General features: G+C 70.0%; 15 protein-coding genes. 10 read left to right on the forward strand and 5 right to left on the reverse strand.

Annotated features, from left to right (window positions below; genetic code table 11):
- Window positions 1-149: 149 nt before the first annotated feature.
- Window positions 150-1,595, reverse strand: a complete 1,446-nt coding sequence (locus ACIBW9_RS00745; RefSeq protein WP_398949817.1) for an MFS transporter — start codon at window positions 1,593-1,595, stop codon at window positions 150-152.
- Window positions 1,596-1,664: 69 nt separating this feature from the next.
- On the opposite strand from ACIBW9_RS00745, the gene ACIBW9_RS00750 reads away from it, so the two are divergent.
- The 4 genes from ACIBW9_RS00750 to ACIBW9_RS00765 all read left to right on the forward strand — a co-directional run bounded on the left by ACIBW9_RS00750 (window position 1,665) and on the right by ACIBW9_RS00765 (window position 4,378).
- Window positions 1,665-2,204 (forward strand): winged helix-turn-helix transcriptional regulator, encoded by a 540-nt coding sequence (locus ACIBW9_RS00750; RefSeq protein WP_398949819.1) that lies wholly within the window; start codon window positions 1,665-1,667, stop codon window positions 2,202-2,204.
- Window positions 2,205-2,262: 58 nt separating this feature from the next.
- Window positions 2,263-2,580, forward strand: coding sequence for a DUF6412 domain-containing protein (locus tag ACIBW9_RS00755; RefSeq protein WP_398949821.1), 318 nt, complete (start codon window positions 2,263-2,265; stop codon window positions 2,578-2,580).
- 90 nt (window positions 2,581-2,670) lie between these two features.
- The gene (locus ACIBW9_RS00760) at window positions 2,671-3,393 is read left to right on the forward strand and encodes a YidC/Oxa1 family membrane protein insertase (protein WP_398949823.1); all 723 of its coding nucleotides are present in this window, start codon (window positions 2,671-2,673) and stop codon (window positions 3,391-3,393) included.
- 127 nt (window positions 3,394-3,520) lie between these two features.
- Window positions 3,521-4,378, forward strand: a complete 858-nt coding sequence (locus ACIBW9_RS00765) for a fumarylacetoacetate hydrolase family protein (RefSeq protein WP_398949826.1) — start codon at window positions 3,521-3,523, stop codon at window positions 4,376-4,378.
- A 118-nt stretch (window positions 4,379-4,496) separates the two neighbouring features.
- Here ACIBW9_RS00765 and ACIBW9_RS00770 read toward each other — a convergent pair whose 3' ends face one another.
- A complete protein-coding gene (locus ACIBW9_RS00770) occupies window positions 4,497-5,003 on the reverse strand; it encodes a heme-degrading domain-containing protein (RefSeq protein WP_398949828.1) in 507 nt (168 codons plus the stop codon).
- Window positions 5,000-6,073 carry a Gfo/Idh/MocA family oxidoreductase gene (locus ACIBW9_RS00775; protein WP_398949830.1) on the reverse strand — a complete coding sequence of 358 codons (1,074 nt, stop codon included), beginning with the start codon at window positions 6,071-6,073 and terminating at the stop codon, window positions 5,000-5,002. The genes ACIBW9_RS00770 and ACIBW9_RS00775 overlap by 4 nt, the downstream gene beginning before the upstream one ends.
- A gap of 110 nt (window positions 6,074-6,183) precedes the next feature.
- Here ACIBW9_RS00775 and ACIBW9_RS00780 point away from each other — a divergent pair, with 110 nt between their 5' ends.
- From ACIBW9_RS00780 to ACIBW9_RS00805, 6 genes are all read left to right on the forward strand, one after another.
- Window positions 6,184-7,284 (forward strand): ROK family protein, encoded by a 1,101-nt coding sequence (locus tag ACIBW9_RS00780; RefSeq protein ID WP_398952031.1) that lies wholly within the window; start codon window positions 6,184-6,186, stop codon window positions 7,282-7,284.
- Between the two features lie 515 nt (window positions 7,285-7,799).
- Window positions 7,800-8,534, forward strand: coding sequence for a hypothetical protein (locus ACIBW9_RS00785; RefSeq protein ID WP_398952032.1), 735 nt, complete (start codon window positions 7,800-7,802; stop codon window positions 8,532-8,534).
- 85 nt (window positions 8,535-8,619) lie between these two features.
- Entirely contained in the window at window positions 8,620-9,399 is a 780-nt protein-coding gene (locus ACIBW9_RS00790; RefSeq protein ID WP_344402802.1) for an HAD-IIA family hydrolase, read from the forward strand.
- 100 nt (window positions 9,400-9,499) lie between these two features.
- The gene (locus ACIBW9_RS00795; RefSeq protein ID WP_398949832.1) at window positions 9,500-10,066 is read left to right on the forward strand and encodes a hypothetical protein; all 567 of its coding nucleotides are present in this window, start codon (window positions 9,500-9,502) and stop codon (window positions 10,064-10,066) included.
- Between the two features lie 4 nt (window positions 10,067-10,070).
- Entirely contained in the window at window positions 10,071-10,736 is a 666-nt protein-coding gene (locus ACIBW9_RS00800) for a class F sortase (protein ID WP_398949834.1), read from the forward strand.
- A gap of 955 nt (window positions 10,737-11,691) precedes the next feature.
- Window positions 11,692-12,705: a glycoside hydrolase family 6 protein gene (locus ACIBW9_RS00805; RefSeq protein WP_398949836.1), complete on the forward strand. Its 1,014-nt coding sequence runs from the start codon at window positions 11,692-11,694 to the stop codon at window positions 12,703-12,705.
- 88 nt (window positions 12,706-12,793) lie between these two features.
- On the opposite strand, the gene ACIBW9_RS00810 is transcribed toward ACIBW9_RS00805, so the two are convergent.
- Entirely contained in the window at window positions 12,794-14,731 is a 1,938-nt protein-coding gene (locus ACIBW9_RS00810; RefSeq protein WP_398949838.1) for a galactose oxidase-like domain-containing protein, read from the reverse strand.
- Complete coding sequence (locus ACIBW9_RS00815; RefSeq protein WP_398949840.1) at window positions 14,728-16,731, reverse strand: glycosyltransferase family 2 protein; 2,004 nt, start codon at window positions 16,729-16,731, stop codon at window positions 14,728-14,730. The genes ACIBW9_RS00810 and ACIBW9_RS00815 overlap by 4 nt, the downstream gene beginning before the upstream one ends.
- Window positions 16,732-17,366 lie beyond the last annotated feature (635 nt).

Raw genomic sequence — 17,366 nt, forward strand, 5'->3', positions numbered from 1 at the left:
GGCCCGAAGGCGGCCGCAAACACTTCGAAGGCCGTCGAAAGGTGCCGGACCGACCGGCTCCGCCACATCGTGGAACGCGGGCCGTCGTACCGGAACCTGAGACTTCTCAGGGTGACTTGAGGGTTCTCAGGGTGACTTGGGGGCGGGCTCTACGCCCGGCCCCGCTCGCGCAGCACCAGCACCGCCACCGCGGCCGACAGCGCCAGACCCGCCGACACCAGCAGGGCGATGTTCGCTCCGTGGCCCAGGCCCCCGCCCGAGGACGTGACGATCGCGATCGTCAGGGCGACGCCCGCGCAGGAGCCGATGTAGCGGAAGGTCTGCTGGGCGCCGGAGCCCATGGCCGCGCGGGCCGCCGGTACCGACTCCACCGACAGCAGGGGCAGGGCGGCGTTCAGCAGGCCGCTGCCGATGCCGCCGAGGACCAGGCCGGGCAGGAGGCGCTGCCAGGAACCCGAGTCGATCGCACCGAGCATCGTCAGGACGCCCGCCGCGTGCAGGGCGAAGCCGACGGCCAGCTGCCGGCGGGGCGGGACGCGGCCCGCGAGGCGCTTGGCCTGCAGCGCCACCGTGAAGGACAGGCCGGACCAGAGCAGGAACAGCCAGGCCGTGTCCATGGGGGACAGGCCGAGCGCCTGCTGGAACAGGACCGGCAGGAAGCTGAACAGGCCGATCACCGCGAGGCCCGTGAACAGACCGCCCGCGGACGAGGCCAGGAAGCCGGGGCGGCGCAGCAGGCTCAGGTCGATCATCGGGGTCGCGGTGCGGTGCTCCACCAGCGCGAACACGGCCACCAGCACCACGGCCGCCAGGAACAGCAGGCCCACCTCGGCGCGCAGCCAGCCGTCCCGGCCGAGAGTGAGGGCGGCGACCAGGGAGACCAGGGCCAGGCCGAAGGTCAGCGCGCCCAGGATGTCCGGGCGGCCGCCCCTCGGGGAGCGGGATTCGGTCAACGTACGTGTCCCCAGGGCCGCCACGATCACCGCCGCCGCGCCCAGCACGCCGTACGCCACCCGCCAGTCGGGCATCGCGCCCGCGACGAGTGGCCCCGCCGCGATGCCGCCGCTCACGAAGGCTCCCCACACGCCGGTCGCGTGGAGCCGGCCCCGGGGGGTCGGGAAGGCGTGCACCAGCAGGCCAAGGCTGCTTGCCAGGATCGCCGCGCTGGCGGCCCCCTGCGCTATCCGGGCCAGCGTGAACTGCAGGGTGGAGGAGGCCAGGGCGCCGAGGGCCGTGGTGATGCCGAGGGCGAGGGTGCCGATGAGGAAGATACGGCGGCGGCCGTAGTCGTCGGCGAGGCTGCCGGCGACCAGGAGGAGCGCGGCGAGGCCCAGCGGGGTGCCGTTGATCAGCCAGGCCTGTGCGGAGAGCGGGGTGTGCAGGGCGATCGCCGTGTCCCGGAGCGTGACCACCGGGGCGGTGTACGTCATGAGGGTTACGGCCGTTGCCGCGCTGGTCAGGGCGAGGGTGGCGCGGGGGTGCGGGGGTGCTTCCGCGGGCGGGGCGGGCTGTTGTGCCTGCGCCGCGCCGCCGGCCGCCTCCTGTGCCTCGGCTGCTTCGGTTCCCGTGAGAGTTCGTTCATTGAACCTAGTCATGTCCTGAACCGTAGCATCCTAGGTTCGGTCATTGAACCAAGCTCGCGAAAAATGGTTACAGTGGGCGTCATGGCACTCGGCAAGGACTACGCGACACAGGAGTGCTCCATCGCCCGCGCGCTGGAGATCGTCGGCGAGCGGTGGACGCTGCTCGTCATCCGCGACGCGCTCTACGGTGTGCGCCGCTACAACGACTTCCTCGTCCACCTCGGCATCCCGCGCGCGGTCCTCGCCGCCCGCCTCCAGTCGCTGACGGCGGAGGGGATCCTGGAGAAGCGGCGCTACCAGGAGTCGCCGCCGCGGGACGAGTACGTCATCACCGAGCGCGGCATCGCCCTGTGGCCGGCCCTCCGCTCCCTCGGCCTCTGGCGCCGCGAGCAGTACGCCGAGACCCAGCTGCGCTACTTCCGGCACGCCGACTGCGGCACCGAACTCGGGCCGTACGGCGAATGCCCCGCCTGCGGGGCCGTCGTACCCGTCGAGGACGTCCTCATGGAGCCGGGCCCCGCACTCGACCAGAACCCGGCGGATCCGGTCAGCCGGGCGCTGCTCAAGCCGCGGAGGTTGTTGCAGCCCCTGGAACTGCCCGTCGAGGGCGGTCAGGTATAACCGAGACAGACGAACAGCACGGACGAGTGGCAGTACGGACGCGCAGGAGGGGGCAGTCATGATCCGCAGCCGGATGTCGCTGCGCCCCGTCGCCGTACTGCTGCTCTTGCTGCTCGTCCTCCAGGTCGCACTGCTCGACACCGGCAGCCTCACCGCCACGGTCGCGCTCGCCGCGACCGCCGCGGCCGGCTCCGCGCTCGCCGCCTGCGCCCTGCTCACCGCGCGCTGCGCCCCCGCGGTGCCGCCCACACGGGTGCGTACGGCCATCCGCGACCGCGCCCGCCGTACCGCGTTCCTGCCGCAACGCGACCCCGACGCCAAGGGGCGCACCCGGCCCCGAGCCCCCGGATCCGCCCTTCCGACGACCGCCGCGTAGGGCTCACTCACACACGTAGCGGGCCCCGCGCGGGTCGTCATGCCGCCCTGTCCCAGTACCGGCACGACGAGACCCCCGGAGGGCTCACCCATGTCCGTTTTCGCTGTCTTCGCCGATCTGGTCGGACACTTCGCCGACCTGCTCCAGCCGCTGTTCGGCGCCTCGGCGGCGGCCGCCGCCATCGTCCTGTTCACCGCTCTCGTACGACTGCTCGTGCATCCCCTGTCCCGGGCCGCCGCGCGCGGGCAGAAGGCCCGTACCGCACTGCAGCCGAAGATCGCCGAGCTGCGGAAGCAGCACAGGAAGGAACCCGAGAAGCTCCAGAAGGCGGTGCTGGAGCTGCATGCCGAGGAGAAGGTGTCACCGGTGTCCGGCTGCCTGCCGTCCCTGCTGCAGCTGCCGGCGTTCTTCCTGCTGTACCACCTGTTCTCCAGCACGCACATCGGCGGGCAGTCGAACGAACTGCTCACGCACCAGCTGCTGGCCGCCCCGCTGGGCGGGCGGTGGGCGGACGCCCTCGAGGGCGGTGGGGTGTTCGGGGCCGCGGGGCTCGTCTATCTCGGGCTGTTCGCCGTGGTCGCGGTCGTGGCCGTCTTCAACTACCGGCGTACCAAGCGGATGATGGCCGCCGGCAACCCTCTCCCCGTGCAGGACGGCGAGTCGGTGCCGGGGCTCGGTGCCGTCAGCAAGGTGATGCCGTTCATGTCCTTCTTCACCTTGTTCACGGTGGCCGTGGTGCCGCTGGCCGCCGCGCTGTACGTGGTCACCAGTACGGCGTGGAGCGCCGTGGAGCGGGCGGCCCTGTACTCCTGACCCGGTGGTGACGGTCCAGTCCGTGAACCGGGTATTGCGGACTGGACCGTGACCTTGGAGGATCGACCAGTCCTCCGATGGCTGCACCCATCGGTCGGGCGCCCCGCGATCGAGGGAGAAAGTGATCATGAAGCTGCTGCGAGTCGGTACGGCGGGAGCGGAGACGCCTGCGCTGCTCGATGCCGAGGGGGTTCTGCGGGACCTGTCCGGTGTCGTGACCGACATCGACGGGACGTTGCTCGCCGACGACGAGGCGCTCGGCCGGATCCGCGCCGCCGCCGACGCCGGCGAGCTGCCCGTGCTGGACGCCACCGGGCTGCGGGTCGGGCCGCCGGTGGGGCGGATCGGCAAGATCGTGTGCATCGGGCTGAACTACCACGACCACGCCCGCGAGACCGGGGCCGAGCCGCCCGCCGAGCCGGTGATCTTCTTCAAGGCCGCGGACACGGTGGTCGGGCCCCATGACACCGTGCTCGTGCCGCGGCGGTCGGTGAAGACCGACTGGGAGGTCGAGCTGGCCGTCGTCATCGGGCGTACGGCCCGCTATCTGTCGGACGACGAGGATCCGCTGGCGTACGTCGCCGGATACGCGGTGGCGCACGACGTGTCCGAGCGGGAGTTCCAGATCGAGCGGGGCGGGACCTGGGACAAGGGGAAGAACTGCGAGACGTTCAATCCGCTGGGGCCGTGGCTGGTGACGACGGACGAGGTGGACGATCCGCAGGACCTGTCGTTGAAGCTGTGGGTCAACGGGGAGTTGAAGCAGGACGGGACGACAGCTGAGCAGATCTTCTCCGTGGCGGAGGTTGTTCGGTACGTCAGCCAGTTCATGACCTTGTACCCGGGGGATGTGATCAATACCGGGACGCCGGCGGGGGTTGCCATGGGCGAGCCTGAGCCGAAGCCGTATCTTCGGGCCGGGGATGTTGTGGAGCTTGAGATTTCGGGGCTTGGGCGGCAGCGGCAGGAGTTCAAGGACGCCTAGCCGCTCCGCTGGGAGAGCCGGGGAACTGCGGTGATTCGTCGTCTGCGGGCCGTCTGTGGCTGATCGTGCAGTTGCCCGCGCCCCTGAAAGCGCGCAGCTCCCCATGGCTCCAAAAGGGTCACCCCTTATGCAGGAACTCCTCCAAGGCCTCCACCACGAAACGGTGGTCTGCCAGTTGCGGCAGGCCGGAGACCGTTACCGCGCCGACGACGCCCACGCCCAGGACGTTGATCGGGAAGGAGCCGCCGTGGGCCGCGTACTCGTCGGGGTTCAGGCGGGAGGAGTCCTCGAAGGTGGTGCCCTTGGCGCGGAAGCGGGCGCCCACCAGGTAGGAGGCGGAGCCGTAGCGTTCGACCACGCGGCGCTTGCGGGTGATCCAGGCGTCGTTGTCGGGGGTCGAGCCGGGCAGCGCCGCGTGGAAGAGCTGCTGGCCCGCGCGGTGGATGTCGATCGCGACCGGGGCCTGGCGCTCGCGGGCCATCTCCACCAGCAGGGAACCCAGCGCCCAGGCGTCCTCGTAGGTGAACTGGCTGAAGACCAGGTGCCGTTCCTGCGCCTCCAGTTCCTCCAGAGGCGGGGTGAGTTCCGGGTGGAACTTCGGGGTGATCTCCTGGTTGTGCGTCACAGCGCCACCGCCACTCCGTCGCGGGCCGAACGGCGGGCCGCCTCGAGCACATCGAGGGCGGCGGCCGCCTCCAGAGCGGTCACCGGGTTGGGACCGTCGTCGTTGAGGGCCCTGGTCACGGCCGCATAGTAGGCCGGATAGTCGCCGGGAAGGGTGGGTTCGACGCGGCCTCCTCCGGTCAGCGGGGACTCGCCGGATCCGACGCGGCCCCACAGGGACTCGGGTTCCGTGCCCCAGCCGGCGGTCGTCTGAGGGCGCATGCCGTCCCGCAGGGCCGCCTCCTGGGGGTCGAGGCCGTACTTGACGTAACCCGCCTTCGAGCCCAGCACCCGGAAACGCGGCCCGAGTTGGGCGGTCGTGGCGGAGACGTACAGGTGGGAGCGGACGCCGCTGGTGTGCGTGACGGCGATGAAGGTGTCGTCGTCCGTCTCGGCGCCCGGCCGGCGGATGTCCGACTCGGCGTAGACCTGGGCAGCCGGGCCGAACAGGACCAGCGCCTGGTCGACGACATGGCTGCCGAGGTCGTACAGCAGACCTCCGATCTCTGCGGGGTCGCCGGACTCGCGCCAGCCGCCCTTCGGCTGTGGACGCCAGCGCTCGAAGCGGGACTCGAAGCGCCATACGTCGCCCAACTCACCCTCGGCCAGCAGCTTGCGGAGGGTCAGGAAGTCGTTGTCCCAGCGGCGGTTCTGGTAGACGGAGAGCAGCAGGCCGCGGTCCTCGGCGAGGGCGGCCAGCCCGCGTGCCTCGGCCGCCGTGCCCGCGACGGGCTTGTCCACGACCACCGGGAGGCCGGCCTTCAGGGCGGTGGTCGCCAGCGGGACATGCGTCTTGTTCGGGGACGCGATGACGATCAGGTCCAGCTCGGCGGCGCGGTCGAACAGCTCGTCGGGGGTCGCCGCGATCCGTACGTCCGGGAACTCGGTGCGGGCCTGCTGCTGCCGCTCCGGGTTGGAGGTGACCACCGTGTCGAGGGCGAGGCCCTCGGTGGCGGTGATCAGCGGGGCGTGGAAGACGGAGCCCGCGAGGCCGTAGCCGACGAGGCCCACGCGCAGAGGGGTGCGAGTCATGCCCCCCACTTTCGCAACGCTGTTGCCAAAGTGCAAGCGCGGGGGAGAATGGGGGTGTGGACAGGACGAACGCAGGGGCGGCGGCAGGAGCAGGGGCCGGACGGGCGGGCATGGCGGGCTCCGGCGGCGTCAATCTGCCGGGGTTGCGCAGCCACAACACGGCGCTCGTGCTCGGTCTGCTGCGCACGGCAGGGGAGGAGGGCATCAGCCGGCTGGAGCTCGCCGAGCGCACCGGGCTGACCCCGCAGGCAGTCAGCAAGATCACCGCCCGGCTGCGGGACGAGGGGCTGGCGACGGAGGCCGGTCGCAGGGCGTCGACAGGAGGCAAGCCCCCTACGGTGCTGCGGCTGGTGCCCGAGGCGGGCCACGCCGTCGGGCTGCACCTGGACCGCGACGAACTGCGGGCGGTACTGGTCGACCTCACGGGGGCCGTGCTGGGGGAGCGGCGCGCCTCGCTGGACCTGGGGGCGGGGGCCGAGGCCGTCGTCGCCGCGGTGGCGGGGGAGGCGGGCGCGCTGATGATGGAGGTCTCGGGCGCCGGTTCCGTCCTCGGCGTCGGTGTCGCGCTCCCCGGTCCGCTCGACCACAACCGGGGTGTCCTGCACCGCGTGACGGGATTCCCCGAGTGGAACGGCTTCCCTCTGCGGGACGCGCTCGCGCGGCGGCTCGGGGGGCCGGTCGTCGTCGACAAGGACACCAACGCGGCCGCGCTGGCACTCGCCGTCGAGGGCGAGAGAGGGTCCTTCGCCTATCTGCATCTCGCCACGGGGCTCGGCGCCGGGCTCGTCATCGGCGGCGCCGTGCACCGGGGGGCCCGTACCGGGGCCGGGGAGTTCGGGCACCAGGTCGTCCAACTGGACGGACCGCCGTGCGGCTGCGGCAACCGCGGCTGCATCGAGGCGCTGTGCCTGGCCGCGATGGCACGCGGCGCGGTCGACGAGGCGGCGCACGTTCTCGGCATCGGCGCCGGCAACCTGGTCGCACTGCTCGACATCGACCTCGTACTCCTCGGCGGCCGCACCGTCATGGCCGCCCCGGACGCCTTCCTGCGAGGGGTGCGCACCGTCCTCGTCGAACACGCCGGCCGCCTCGGTGAGCCCCCGGTACCGGTCCGACTCGCCTCCGGCGGGGTAGCGGAAGGAGCGGCACAACTGATCCTGGCAGGACTATTCAGCCCACCCGGGCTTGATCTTTCACCGGGCCGGGCTTGATCCTTCAGCCACCCGGGCTTGATCTTTCACCGGCCCGGGTTTGAGCCTTCCGCCGTCTGGGCTGGATTTTCCGCCCGCCCGAGCTCGAAGCATTCCGCCCTCCGGGCTTGACCTTTCAGCCGTCCGGGCTTGATCCCTCACCCGGGGGCGGGCTTGACCTTTCTGCCGTCCGGGCTTGATCCCTCACCCGGGGGCGGGCTTGACCTTTCTGCCGTCCGGGCTTGATCTTTCACCCGGGGGCGGGCTTGAGCTTTCTGCCGTCCGGGCTTGACCTTTCAGCCGGCCCGGGTTTGATCCTCCAGCCCGTCCGGCGTTTGAGGACGAGGCCGTTCAGGCCGAAAGCGGGGGTCTGGGGGCGCCAGCCCCCAGGGTCGGGAAGGGAAGGGGCGGCGGGGGCGAGACACACGCGTGCGTCCGGCGGCAGCCCCGCCGCATGCGCTGAACGAGCGGACCTGACCCCCCGCACGGAGCGGCACCGCTCCCCGCCGGCAGGCAAAAGGCAGACTCACGTGTCCATGCGACCCTGCACGCCCGTCTCCCTCTGCCTGGCGGCAGCCGCCCTGCTCCCCGCGGCACCCCCCGCGCACGCGGCCGACGCCACCTGCGCCGCCCCCGACGCCCGCCGCTTCCCCCTCACCACCCGCATCCACGGCGGCCCGGACACCTACGAAGCCGGCGGCGGATACGGCATCTGGTATCTGGACCTCACCAACACCACCACCCGGACCTGCACAGACATCCACCCGGTCGTCGTGCTCGTCGACGACCGGCACGAGCTGACGCCCTCGCAGCCCCACCTGGAGTTCTACGACGGCACCCACCCGCACCCCGTCCAGTTCGAGACCACCGACGAGGACGAACTGGTCGGGCCCTTCGACGACGGCTTCCCCGGGTTCACCGTCGGCCCCCGACAGACCGTCACCGTGAAGATCCGCCTCGCCATCACCTCGGACGCGGTCCCCAACCAGGTCACCGCCGACGCCGCCGTAGTCCAGCGGCGGGGCGACGACGGCGACTGGGTCGGACAGTCCAACGACTACGCCTTCCGCATCCACAACGACGCGAGCCCCACCCCCGGCCCCACCACCACGGGAACCGGCACCACCCCGCCCAGCCGCGCCCCCCGCCTCCCCTTCGCCGACGAACTCGCCCGCACCGGCCTCGGCACCCCCGGCATCGTCGCCACCGCCGTGGTCCTCGTCACCGGCGGTGCGCTGCTGCTGGCCCGCAGACAGCGCAGGCGCCGCTGAGACGCCCATTCCCCAAGATCCGGCCAGTGTCTACGCTGGGGGCGCAACAGCACCGCGTACATGCGTACGGCAGGAGATCCCGCACATGGCAGAACGCAGGCCCATCGAGTCGTGGCTCACCGACATGGACGGTGTGCTCATCCACGAGGGCGTACCGATCCCCGGCGCCGACGCCTTCCTGAAGAAGCTGCGCGAGTCCGGCAAGCCCTTCCTGGTCCTCACCAACAACTCGATCTACACCCCGCGCGACCTGCACGCCCGGCTGCGCCGCATGGGTCTGGACGTGCCGGTCGAGTCCATCTGGACCTCGGCCCTGGCCACCGCCCAGTTCCTGGACGACCAGCGGCCTGGCGGCTCGGCCTACGTCATCGGCGAGGCGGGCCTGACCACGGCCCTGCACGACATCGGGTACATCCTCACCGACCACGAGCCGGACTACGTCGTCCTCGGTGAGACCCGGACGTACTCCTTCGAGGCCATGACCAAGGCCGTACGGCTGATCAACGACGGTGCCCGCTTCATCTGCACCAACCCGGACGAGACCGGCCCCTCCACCGAGGGCCCGCTGCCCGCCACCGGCGCGGTCGCCGCGCTGATCACCAAGGCGACCGGCAAGAAGCCGTACTTCGCGGGCAAGCCCAACCCGCTGATGATGCGGACCGGTCTCAACGCCATCGGGGCGCACTCCGAGACCAGCGCGATGATCGGTGACCGCATGGACACCGACGTACTGGCCGGGATGGAGGCCGGAATGCAGACGTTCCTGGTGCTCACGGGGCTGACCCGGCCCGAGCAGGTCGAGAACTTCCCGTACCGGCCGTCCAAGGTCGTGGACTCGATCGCGGACCTCGTAGACCGGGTCTGAAACCTGAAACCCTGCTTGACCCATTCGGAGCAATAGGGCCCCGCTGAGGATGCGGGGCCCCGGCCCGCGGGGGACTCTCCAGATATCTGGAGGTTTCACGATGGGTTCACTACGTCTCACTCTCTGCACCGGGGTCCTGGCCGTCTGCGCCTTCACCCCGCCGGTGTACGCGGTCGACGCGAGCGGAGCCGGCATCTCTGTGAGCCCCTCGTCCCCCGCACCGGGGGCGGACGTCGTGCTCCGGGTGACCGGCTGCTCGGCGAAGGCGGGGAGCGCCGCGTCCAGGGCGTTCGTCGCGGACGTGCGGCTCGCGGGCGCCGACGGCACCCTCACCGGGAACAGCCGTGTCCGCGCCTCGGCCGAGCCCGGCTCCTACGACGTCAAGGTCACCTGCGCGGGCACCGTGACCACGGGCAGGATCACCGTCGTATCCCCGTCCGCTTCCCCGTCCCCGTCCCCGTCCCGGTCCCAGCCGGCCTCGCACCTCGCGGCGTCCCCCGTCGCCCCTGTCCATGCGGGCGGCGGTGGCACGGCGCACTTCGCCACCGTGGACGTCCGCGAGGCCGGTCCCGGCACGGGGCAGGCGGTGACCGGGCTGGTGCTCGTGGCCGCGGCCGCGGGCGCCGTCGCGGTCCTGAGCGCGCGCCGGAGCCGCGGAACGGACTGACCCCATGTCCGACGACCGACACACCTCCGGCTCCGGGCGCCTCCTGACGGGCCTGACCTGGGCGGCGCTGCTGTTCGCGCTGTGGCAGTGGGGTGTGCAGGTGACCGACGTACGGCAGGACACATCCGCACCCGCCACCGGTGACATGGGCGCGGTCGGACGGCCGCCGGACACGGAACTCCCGCCCGCCGCCCGCCCGTTGGGGAACGCGCTGCCACAGCGCATCGACATTCCCGCCCTGGGTGTCCAGGCGCCCGTGGCGCCCCGCGGCCTGGACCGGCAGGGGGCGATCGAACCGCCGCCCTTCAACCAGGCGAGCACCGTCGGGTGGTACGCGGCCGGTACCCGCCCGGGCGCCGCCGGGGCCGCGCTGATGGTGGGTCACCTCGACACCCAGACCAGGCCCGCCGTCTTCTACAAGCTGGGCTCCCTACGACCCGGCCAGACCGTCCGCGTCACCCGCGACGACGGCAAGGCCGCCGAGTTCACCGTCGAGGACGTCCAGATCCAGAACCGCGACCACTTCGACGCCCGCCAGGCCTACGGACCACGCCGCCCCGGCCGCGCGGAGCTACGGCTGATCACCTGCGGCGGCACCTTCGACCGGGACACCGGCAACTACACGGCAAACGTGATCGTCTCGACCTACCTCACGGGAACCACTCACTGACCACCCGCACCCGTCCCGGCCGGCGGCCTGCTCCCCCTCGCGCGGCAATCCCGAGTACCGGCACACCGGGGACCGCCCGCACCTGGCCCGGTCGGCGACCCGCTCCCCCTGGAGGCGCCGACCGGGCTGGTCCTCAACCGCGCGTGCACGGGCTGCGGGAGTGCTGCGCCATTCCGGGGGCTGCCCCTGGACCCTGGCAGAAGCGCAGGTCGCCGGGGTGCCCGTCGCGGCCGTCTCGAGGCAATCCCGAGTACCGGCACACCGGGGACCGCCCGCACCTGGCCCGGCCGGCGACCCGCTCCCCTGGAGGCGCCGACCGGGCTGGTCCTCAACCGCGCGTGCTCGGGCTGCGGGAGTGCTGCGCCATTCCGGGGGCTGCCCCTGGACCCTGGCAGAAGCGCAAGTCGCCGGGGGTGTCCGGTGCGGATGTCGCGAGGTAATCCTGAGTGCCGCCACACCGGGGCCACCCGCCCCTGTCCCGGTCGGCGGCCTGCTCCCCCTCGCGCGGCAATCCCGAGTACCGGCACACCGGGGGCCGCCCGCACCTGGCCCGGTCGGCGGCCTGCTCCCCTGGAGGCGCCGACCGGGCTGGTCCTCAACCGCGCGTGCACGGGCTGCGGGAGTAACCCGGCGACCGGCGCGGGAGGTCATGGGGCCACATGGGCAAGGACGGCCCGGGGGCTGGGGCCGTCTGACAAGACTCTAGAACGGATGAGCGCCTGAGCCTAGAGGTTGGATGACGCCAGGTTCCAGTGCGGTGGCTCTCCGTCATATGTGCTGATGGGCGGCGGTTCTTGGGGGTTCTACGGCGGCCCTGCGGACCGGCCGGGTGCTGCCGTGCCCGCCCTGGCAGGGGGCTGTAACAGCTCGCCGACAAGGTTCGGGCGATCTCGTGGGCGAGGCGGGCCGTATGTCAGGATTGAGACTCGGACCAGTGCACCCAAGGGGGAGTTGGATGTACGGCAAGAGGGGGGCCGGGATGAGGGCTTCCGCGGCGGTGCTGGGGGCGGCGCTGCTGGTCGCGGGATGTTCCTCCGGAGGCGGCGACGACAAGAACGCCGGCGCGAAGATCACCCAACAGCCCAAGGACAGCGACCCGTTCTGGGTCAACCCGGACGGCAACGCGGCACGTCAGGTCGCCGCCTACGCCAAGTCCGGCAAGGACTCCGAAGCCGAGCAGATCCGCAAGATCGCCGAGCAGCCGACCGGCGAGTGGATCGGCCCCGAGAACCCCGAGCAGGAGGCCCAGGGCTTCACGGAGGCCGCCGACAAGGCCGGCCGCACGGCCCTGCTGGTCCTCTACAACATCCCGCACCGCGACTGCGGCCAGTACTCCCAGGGCGGTGCGGCCGACGGCAACGCCTACCGCGCCTGGATCGACGGCGTGGCCACCGGCATCGCGGACCGCGCCGCCATGGTGATCCTCGAGCCCGACGCCGTACTGCACCTGGTGGACGGCTGCACCCAGCCCCAGTTCCAGGAGGAGCGCTACAGCCTCCTCAACTACGCCGTCACCAAGCTCAAGTCCCTGAAGAGCACCAAGGTCTACCTGGACGCGGGCAACGCCGGATGGGGCCACCCCGACCAGATCTTCCAGCCCCTCCAGCGCGCGGGCGTGGCCCAGGCCGACGGCTTCTCGGTCAACGTCTCCAACTTCTACTCCACCCGGGACTCCATCGCGTACGGCAAGCAGCTGTCCGCAAAGGTGGGCGACAAACACTTCGTCATCGACACCAGCCGCAACGGCAACGGCCCCTACACGGAAGGCAAGCCGGACGAGAACTGGTGCAACCCGCCCGGCCGCAAACTGGGCGAGGCCCCGACGACGAAGACAGCAGATCCGCTGGTGGACGCCTATCTGTGGGTCAAACGCCCGGGCGAGTCCGACGGCACCTGCAAGGGCGGCCCGAAGGCAGGCGAATGGTGGCCGACTTATGCATTGAAGCTGGCGGAAGGGACGAGTTCTTAAGGGGCGGGGGCTGTGACATCTGCGGCTCCGCCGCGTGGTCCGACAAGCCACAGCGCTCCCGCGCCCAAAAAGAACACCCGCGGGAGCGCTACGGCACCCTCACCCACTGCGCCTTCGACGGCGTCCCCTGATCGTCGTCGACGAACAGCATGTACCACCCGGACGTCACGAGATTCCGGTTCTTCGGCACGGTAACCGTGATCTTGTTCCCGGAGACCTTGTAGTCCAGCGCAATGGACCGCTGATCCACGTCCGTGACGTGAGTGGACGCACTGGGTCGAATCAACCGCACCTTCTTGATCGCCGAAGCCTGCGGAGACATGAACGTCCCCGACTCACCCCGAGCAATGGTCTGCGGTCCTCCGGACAGCGCCGGCCGCGAATCCCGGTAAAGATAGGGCGGGGTGTAAATCTCGATCCGCTGCTCGAACTTCCCCGGCTTCGTGTTCGCCTTGTCGCCGTACAGCGAGTCCGATCCGAAGAACATCACCCGCCCGTCCGGCAGCAGAATCGACCCGGAGTGGTAATTCCGCCCCACCTCGGGATCGGCGACCCGCTGGAACGTATTGGTGTCCGGGTGATAGAGCCGGGCCTGCAGGATGTTGGAGTCGCTGCGCCCGCGATAGTCCTCCGACCCGCCGGACACCAGCACGGTGTCGTCCGGCAGCACCGAGGACTGCGGATACCGCGTCCCCTTCTCCAGCGTCGGCCCGTCCACGAACTTCGGGCTGCTGTCCTTCAGATCGATCAGCCGCGTCTTGTTGCTGGACAGCTTGGACTCGCCGACCCCGCCACCGCCGATCACCATGAACTTCTCGTTCTGCGCCGGAGGCAGCAGCACGGTGCCGGACGTCTCCATCTCGTTGGCGTCGCTCAGCCCGGGCAGATTGGTGAACTGGTTCGTGTCGACGTCCCAGATGCCCGGAACACGGCCGACGTTGTCGGGTCCGTACCCCGCATTCGAACCCGAATAGAAGATCTTGCCGTTCTGCATCAGGAACAGCGCCGGGTATGTCGGGAACTGCCGGATCTTCGACGTGTACGTCCACTTCTTGGTCTTCGGGTCGAAGATCTCGTTCTTGCCCGGCACCAGCTGCCCGATGTCGTCGAGCCCGGACACACTGAGGATCTTGCCGTCCGACAGAGTCGTCAGCGTCGGATACCAGCGCGCCTCGTTCATCGGGTCGACCTTGACGTACTTCTCGGCCACCGGGTCGAACTCGAAGGCGTCCCGGATCCCCTGGAAGTCCTTCTTGTCGAGGGCGAGTTTCTGCGCGATGCCGTATGTGTTGCGTGCGTCGGCGCCGGTCAGGCCCTGGATCCGGTAGTTGTCCTGGGTTCCGGTCTCGTACTTCGATCCACTCTTCTTCGCCTCGACGTAAATACGGCCGAGCCCCGGGTCGTTGCGCAGGAACTTCCCCGTCTTCGGGTCGAAGACCTTCTTCGCGCGCGGCACGAGCACCGGGTCCTTGGACACGAAGGTCTTGCCGTTCTCCTTGCCCGTGAACGCCGTTCCCGCGGGCAGGGTCATCGGCTTGTCCGGGTTCTCGTTGTGCACCACCATCAGGCCGCCGGCCTTGGTGACATCACCCTTCAGCTTCTCGTACCGCTTCGTCCCGCCCGCGATCAGCAGATTGCCGTTAGCCAACTGGGTGTGGCCGGTGCAGAACAGGTCCTTGGGCGTCGGGATCTTCTTGATGGTGCCCTTGACCGGGTCCCAGATCCGGGTGTCGAACTTCTTCGCGTTGAAGTTGTCCTGGTTGTTGCCCGAGCCGGCGATCAGCAGCACCTTGCCGGTGCGCAGCAGCGCCGCGTGAATGGTGTCCTGGCGGAACTCCGGCGGGAACTCGATGATGTCCCAGTGCCCGTTCTTCGCCTTGTACTCGGGTCTGTTGATCTTGTACTGGTGGTATTTCTCGGTGCCGACGCGGTAGAGCCACGGCCCGTTCATCCCGGCCAGCGCGAGCACCACCGCCGTGCCGATCGCGAGTCGACGGGCCCGGCGGCGGCCTGCACGGTCGTTCATTCCTTACGTCCCCCAAATCCACCGAGAGCGATCTGCATCGTCTGGTCACCGCCTGCGCCCGAGCCCCCGGACGCGGCCCAGCTGGGCTTCTGACCCGAGCCGTGCGGCGACTGCGGCACGTGCTGCCCGGGCAGCGGCTTCGGCTGGTACGCCGCCGCGGGCGCCGCCGAGTCCTGCGGCTCCTCGTACAGCGGTACGGGCGGCTGCTTCTTCGCCTGCCTGAGGCCGTACCGCCAGGCGAAGATCGGCGACGCGGTGATCAGCAGGGCGAAGGTGGCCCAGGTGATCATCGCCGGGTGCGAGTGCCCGAGTGTGAGACCGGCGGCGATCGAGCCGCCGAAGACCAGGATGAAGAACAGGTGGATCCGGAAGGTCCCGAACAGCGTGTCCGGGCTGGCCGAGTCGCCCTTGGGGGTCACCACGAACTTGCTCTTGCGGCGCAGCACGGTGTCCATCAGGGAGCGTGCGTAGATCGGCGCCGAGAGGGCCGACATCACCATGCCCGCCACACCGCCGGAGCCCTCGGGCTCGTGCGGGGAGACGTTGTGCCGGCGGTTCCAGACATACAGGCCGATCTGCAGCGCGGAGGCGTTGCCGTACAGCATCAGCCAGACCGTCGGGTCGATGTTCACACCCGAGGCGCCCAGACCCAGGAACAGCGCACAACTCAGCGCCGCCAGGATCCAGTTGAGGGCCGACATCGGGTAGAAGATGATCATCATCGTGTAGTTGAAGAGCTTGCCCGGAGGCAGCGAGAACCAGCCCTTCCAGTACTGCTTCAGGATCGTCTCGTACGTGCCCCGGGACCAGCGCAGCTGCTGCGTGAAGAAGTCCGTCCAGGCACCCGGGCCCTCGCCCACCGCGAGCACGTCCGGCGTGTACACCGACCGCCACTTCTTGCCCGTCGCCGGGTTCCGGTGCCGGTGGATCTCGAAGCCGGTGGCCATGTCCTCGGTGATCGAGTCGTACAGGCCGCCGATCTGCTTGAGCGCCTTGATCCGTACGGCGTTCGACGTACCGACGAACATCGGGGCGCCGTAGCGGTTCCCGGCCCGCTGGATGAGGGCGTGGAAGAGGAACTGCTGGGATTCGGCCGCCTTGGTGATGGGGTTGTCGTAGTTGCCGTACACCTGCGGGCCGATGACGAAGCCGACGTCCGGGTCGCGGAAGAAGCCGAGCATCCGCTCCAGGTAGTTGGGCAGCGGCACGTGGTCGGTGTCGACGGAGGCGAAGAAGTCGTAGTCGTCGCCGTGCGCCTCCAGCCAGGCGTTGTAGTTGCCGTGCTTGGTCTTGGCGCGGTGCGGGCCCTTCTTCTGGTTCCACTTCTCGACGCCCTTGCGGGAGAAGTGGTGCACGCCGAGGCGCTCGCAGACCGCCTTCACCTCGGGGTCGTCGCCCTCGTCGAGCAGCCAGACGTGCAGAAGCCCCCGGTGGCGCAGCCGTACGGCCGCCTCCAGGGTCTTCGTCACCATCTCCAGGGGTTCCTTGCCGGGCACGTACGTCGTGATGAACGCGACTCTCGTGCCGGTCTCCGGCACCACCGGGATGGGGTCGCGGGCGACCAGCGTGGCGTGCGCGTTGGACAGCACGTTCATGCAGCGGAAGAACTCGATCAGACCGATCGAGACGAGCATGACGACGTCCAGCGTCGGCAGGAAGCTGAAGGCGGGGTAGTCGCGCTCGGTCCAGTGCTGCGGCTGCAGCAGCCAGCCGAGCAGGATGAGTGAGAGCAGCGGCGCGGCGCCCAGCATCAGGGCGGCGCGCAGCCGGTGCGGCTCCTGCGAGAGCAGCGAGCGGTACTGCACCTTGTACGGCTTGTTCGGGTCGGGCTGGGTGAGGGGACCGGCCAGCCGGCTGTAGTGCTCGTAGTCGTATCTCGGAAGTGTCTTCTTGATGCGCCGGAACTGTCCTGTCGTGCTGTTCCGGTGGGACTCCACCCTGAGTTGGGCTGTTTCTGACGGGTCGAAGTTATGCCGGGCGCCCGTCGGCGTCGACGTCATGAGTCATCCCCCCACACGCAGGTCGCTGCGTGTCGTGTCGGTTCCTTCCGCCCGCGGTCGAGTCCCCCTCGACTCTCCACGGGCGAATCAGTGACCGGCCGCAGTCACCACACTTTCCACACCCAAAGACATGGAACCGCGACCTTCCGGTTGCATGATGCCCCCCTCGGCATCCGCTCGTGAACGGGGCCCCTAATCCCCGCGAACCCGGCAACCGCTTACTTGCCCCCCAACTGCCGCGTACCCGCAGCATCTTGGAAAACAGGGTTCTACGGCGTTCGTCATGATCGCAAGATGCGAAACGCGGTGTTTACCGGTCATACGCGTTCATTGTGGCGTGCGTGGGGATCCTGTGGACCAGTTGCGGACGGCAGGGCGCGGACAGTGCCGCAGTGCGCTCTCCTGGCCTCCTCCGCCCGTCCTGGGCAGAGGGTGGCGTGAACGGTGCGGTCGGTGTCCGCGAGGCCGACGCCTCCTTGCGCGGCCCGGTGTTCCATACGGTTCACGAGGGCGCCGAGTTCACTGAGTCCGGAGATCAGGCGCTCCGCGAGATGTACCGCAATGGGTCGTTTGGCGGCTGCAGCGCCGCCGTGGCTGCTCGCGTCCCTCCGGGGGCGCTGCCCTCCCGGCACGCG

Origin of the sequence: Streptomyces sp. NPDC049541 (genome assembly GCF_044465725.1) — a bacterium.
In the GTDB taxonomy this organism is placed as follows: Bacteria; Actinomycetota; Actinomycetes; order Streptomycetales; family Streptomycetaceae; genus Streptomyces.

Coding starts and splice junctions, on each gene's coding strand:
- ACIBW9_RS00745 (WP_398949817.1), bottom strand. CDS start 1,595: ATGACTAGGTTCAATGAACGAACTCTCACGGGAACCGAAGCAGCCGAG.
- ACIBW9_RS00750 (WP_398949819.1), top strand. CDS start 1,665: ATGGCACTCGGCAAGGACTACGCGACACAGGAGTGCTCCATCGCCCGC.
- ACIBW9_RS00755 (WP_398949821.1), top strand. CDS start 2,263: ATGATCCGCAGCCGGATGTCGCTGCGCCCCGTCGCCGTACTGCTGCTC.
- ACIBW9_RS00760 (WP_398949823.1), top strand. CDS start 2,671: ATGTCCGTTTTCGCTGTCTTCGCCGATCTGGTCGGACACTTCGCCGAC.
- ACIBW9_RS00765 (WP_398949826.1), top strand. CDS start 3,521: ATGAAGCTGCTGCGAGTCGGTACGGCGGGAGCGGAGACGCCTGCGCTG.
- ACIBW9_RS00775 (WP_398949830.1), bottom strand. CDS start 6,073: ATGACTCGCACCCCTCTGCGCGTGGGCCTCGTCGGCTACGGCCTCGCG.
- ACIBW9_RS00780 (WP_398952031.1), top strand. CDS start 6,184: ATGGCGGGCTCCGGCGGCGTCAATCTGCCGGGGTTGCGCAGCCACAAC.
- ACIBW9_RS00785 (WP_398952032.1), top strand. CDS start 7,800: ATGCGACCCTGCACGCCCGTCTCCCTCTGCCTGGCGGCAGCCGCCCTG.
- ACIBW9_RS00790 (WP_344402802.1), top strand. CDS start 8,620: ATGGCAGAACGCAGGCCCATCGAGTCGTGGCTCACCGACATGGACGGT.
- ACIBW9_RS00795 (WP_398949832.1), top strand. CDS start 9,500: ATGGGTTCACTACGTCTCACTCTCTGCACCGGGGTCCTGGCCGTCTGC.
- ACIBW9_RS00800 (WP_398949834.1), top strand. CDS start 10,071: ATGTCCGACGACCGACACACCTCCGGCTCCGGGCGCCTCCTGACGGGC.
- ACIBW9_RS00805 (WP_398949836.1), top strand. CDS start 11,692: ATGTACGGCAAGAGGGGGGCCGGGATGAGGGCTTCCGCGGCGGTGCTG.
- ACIBW9_RS00810 (WP_398949838.1), bottom strand. CDS start 14,731: ATGAACGACCGTGCAGGCCGCCGCCGGGCCCGTCGACTCGCGATCGGC.
- ACIBW9_RS00815 (WP_398949840.1), bottom strand. CDS start 16,731: ATGACGTCGACGCCGACGGGCGCCCGGCATAACTTCGACCCGTCAGAA.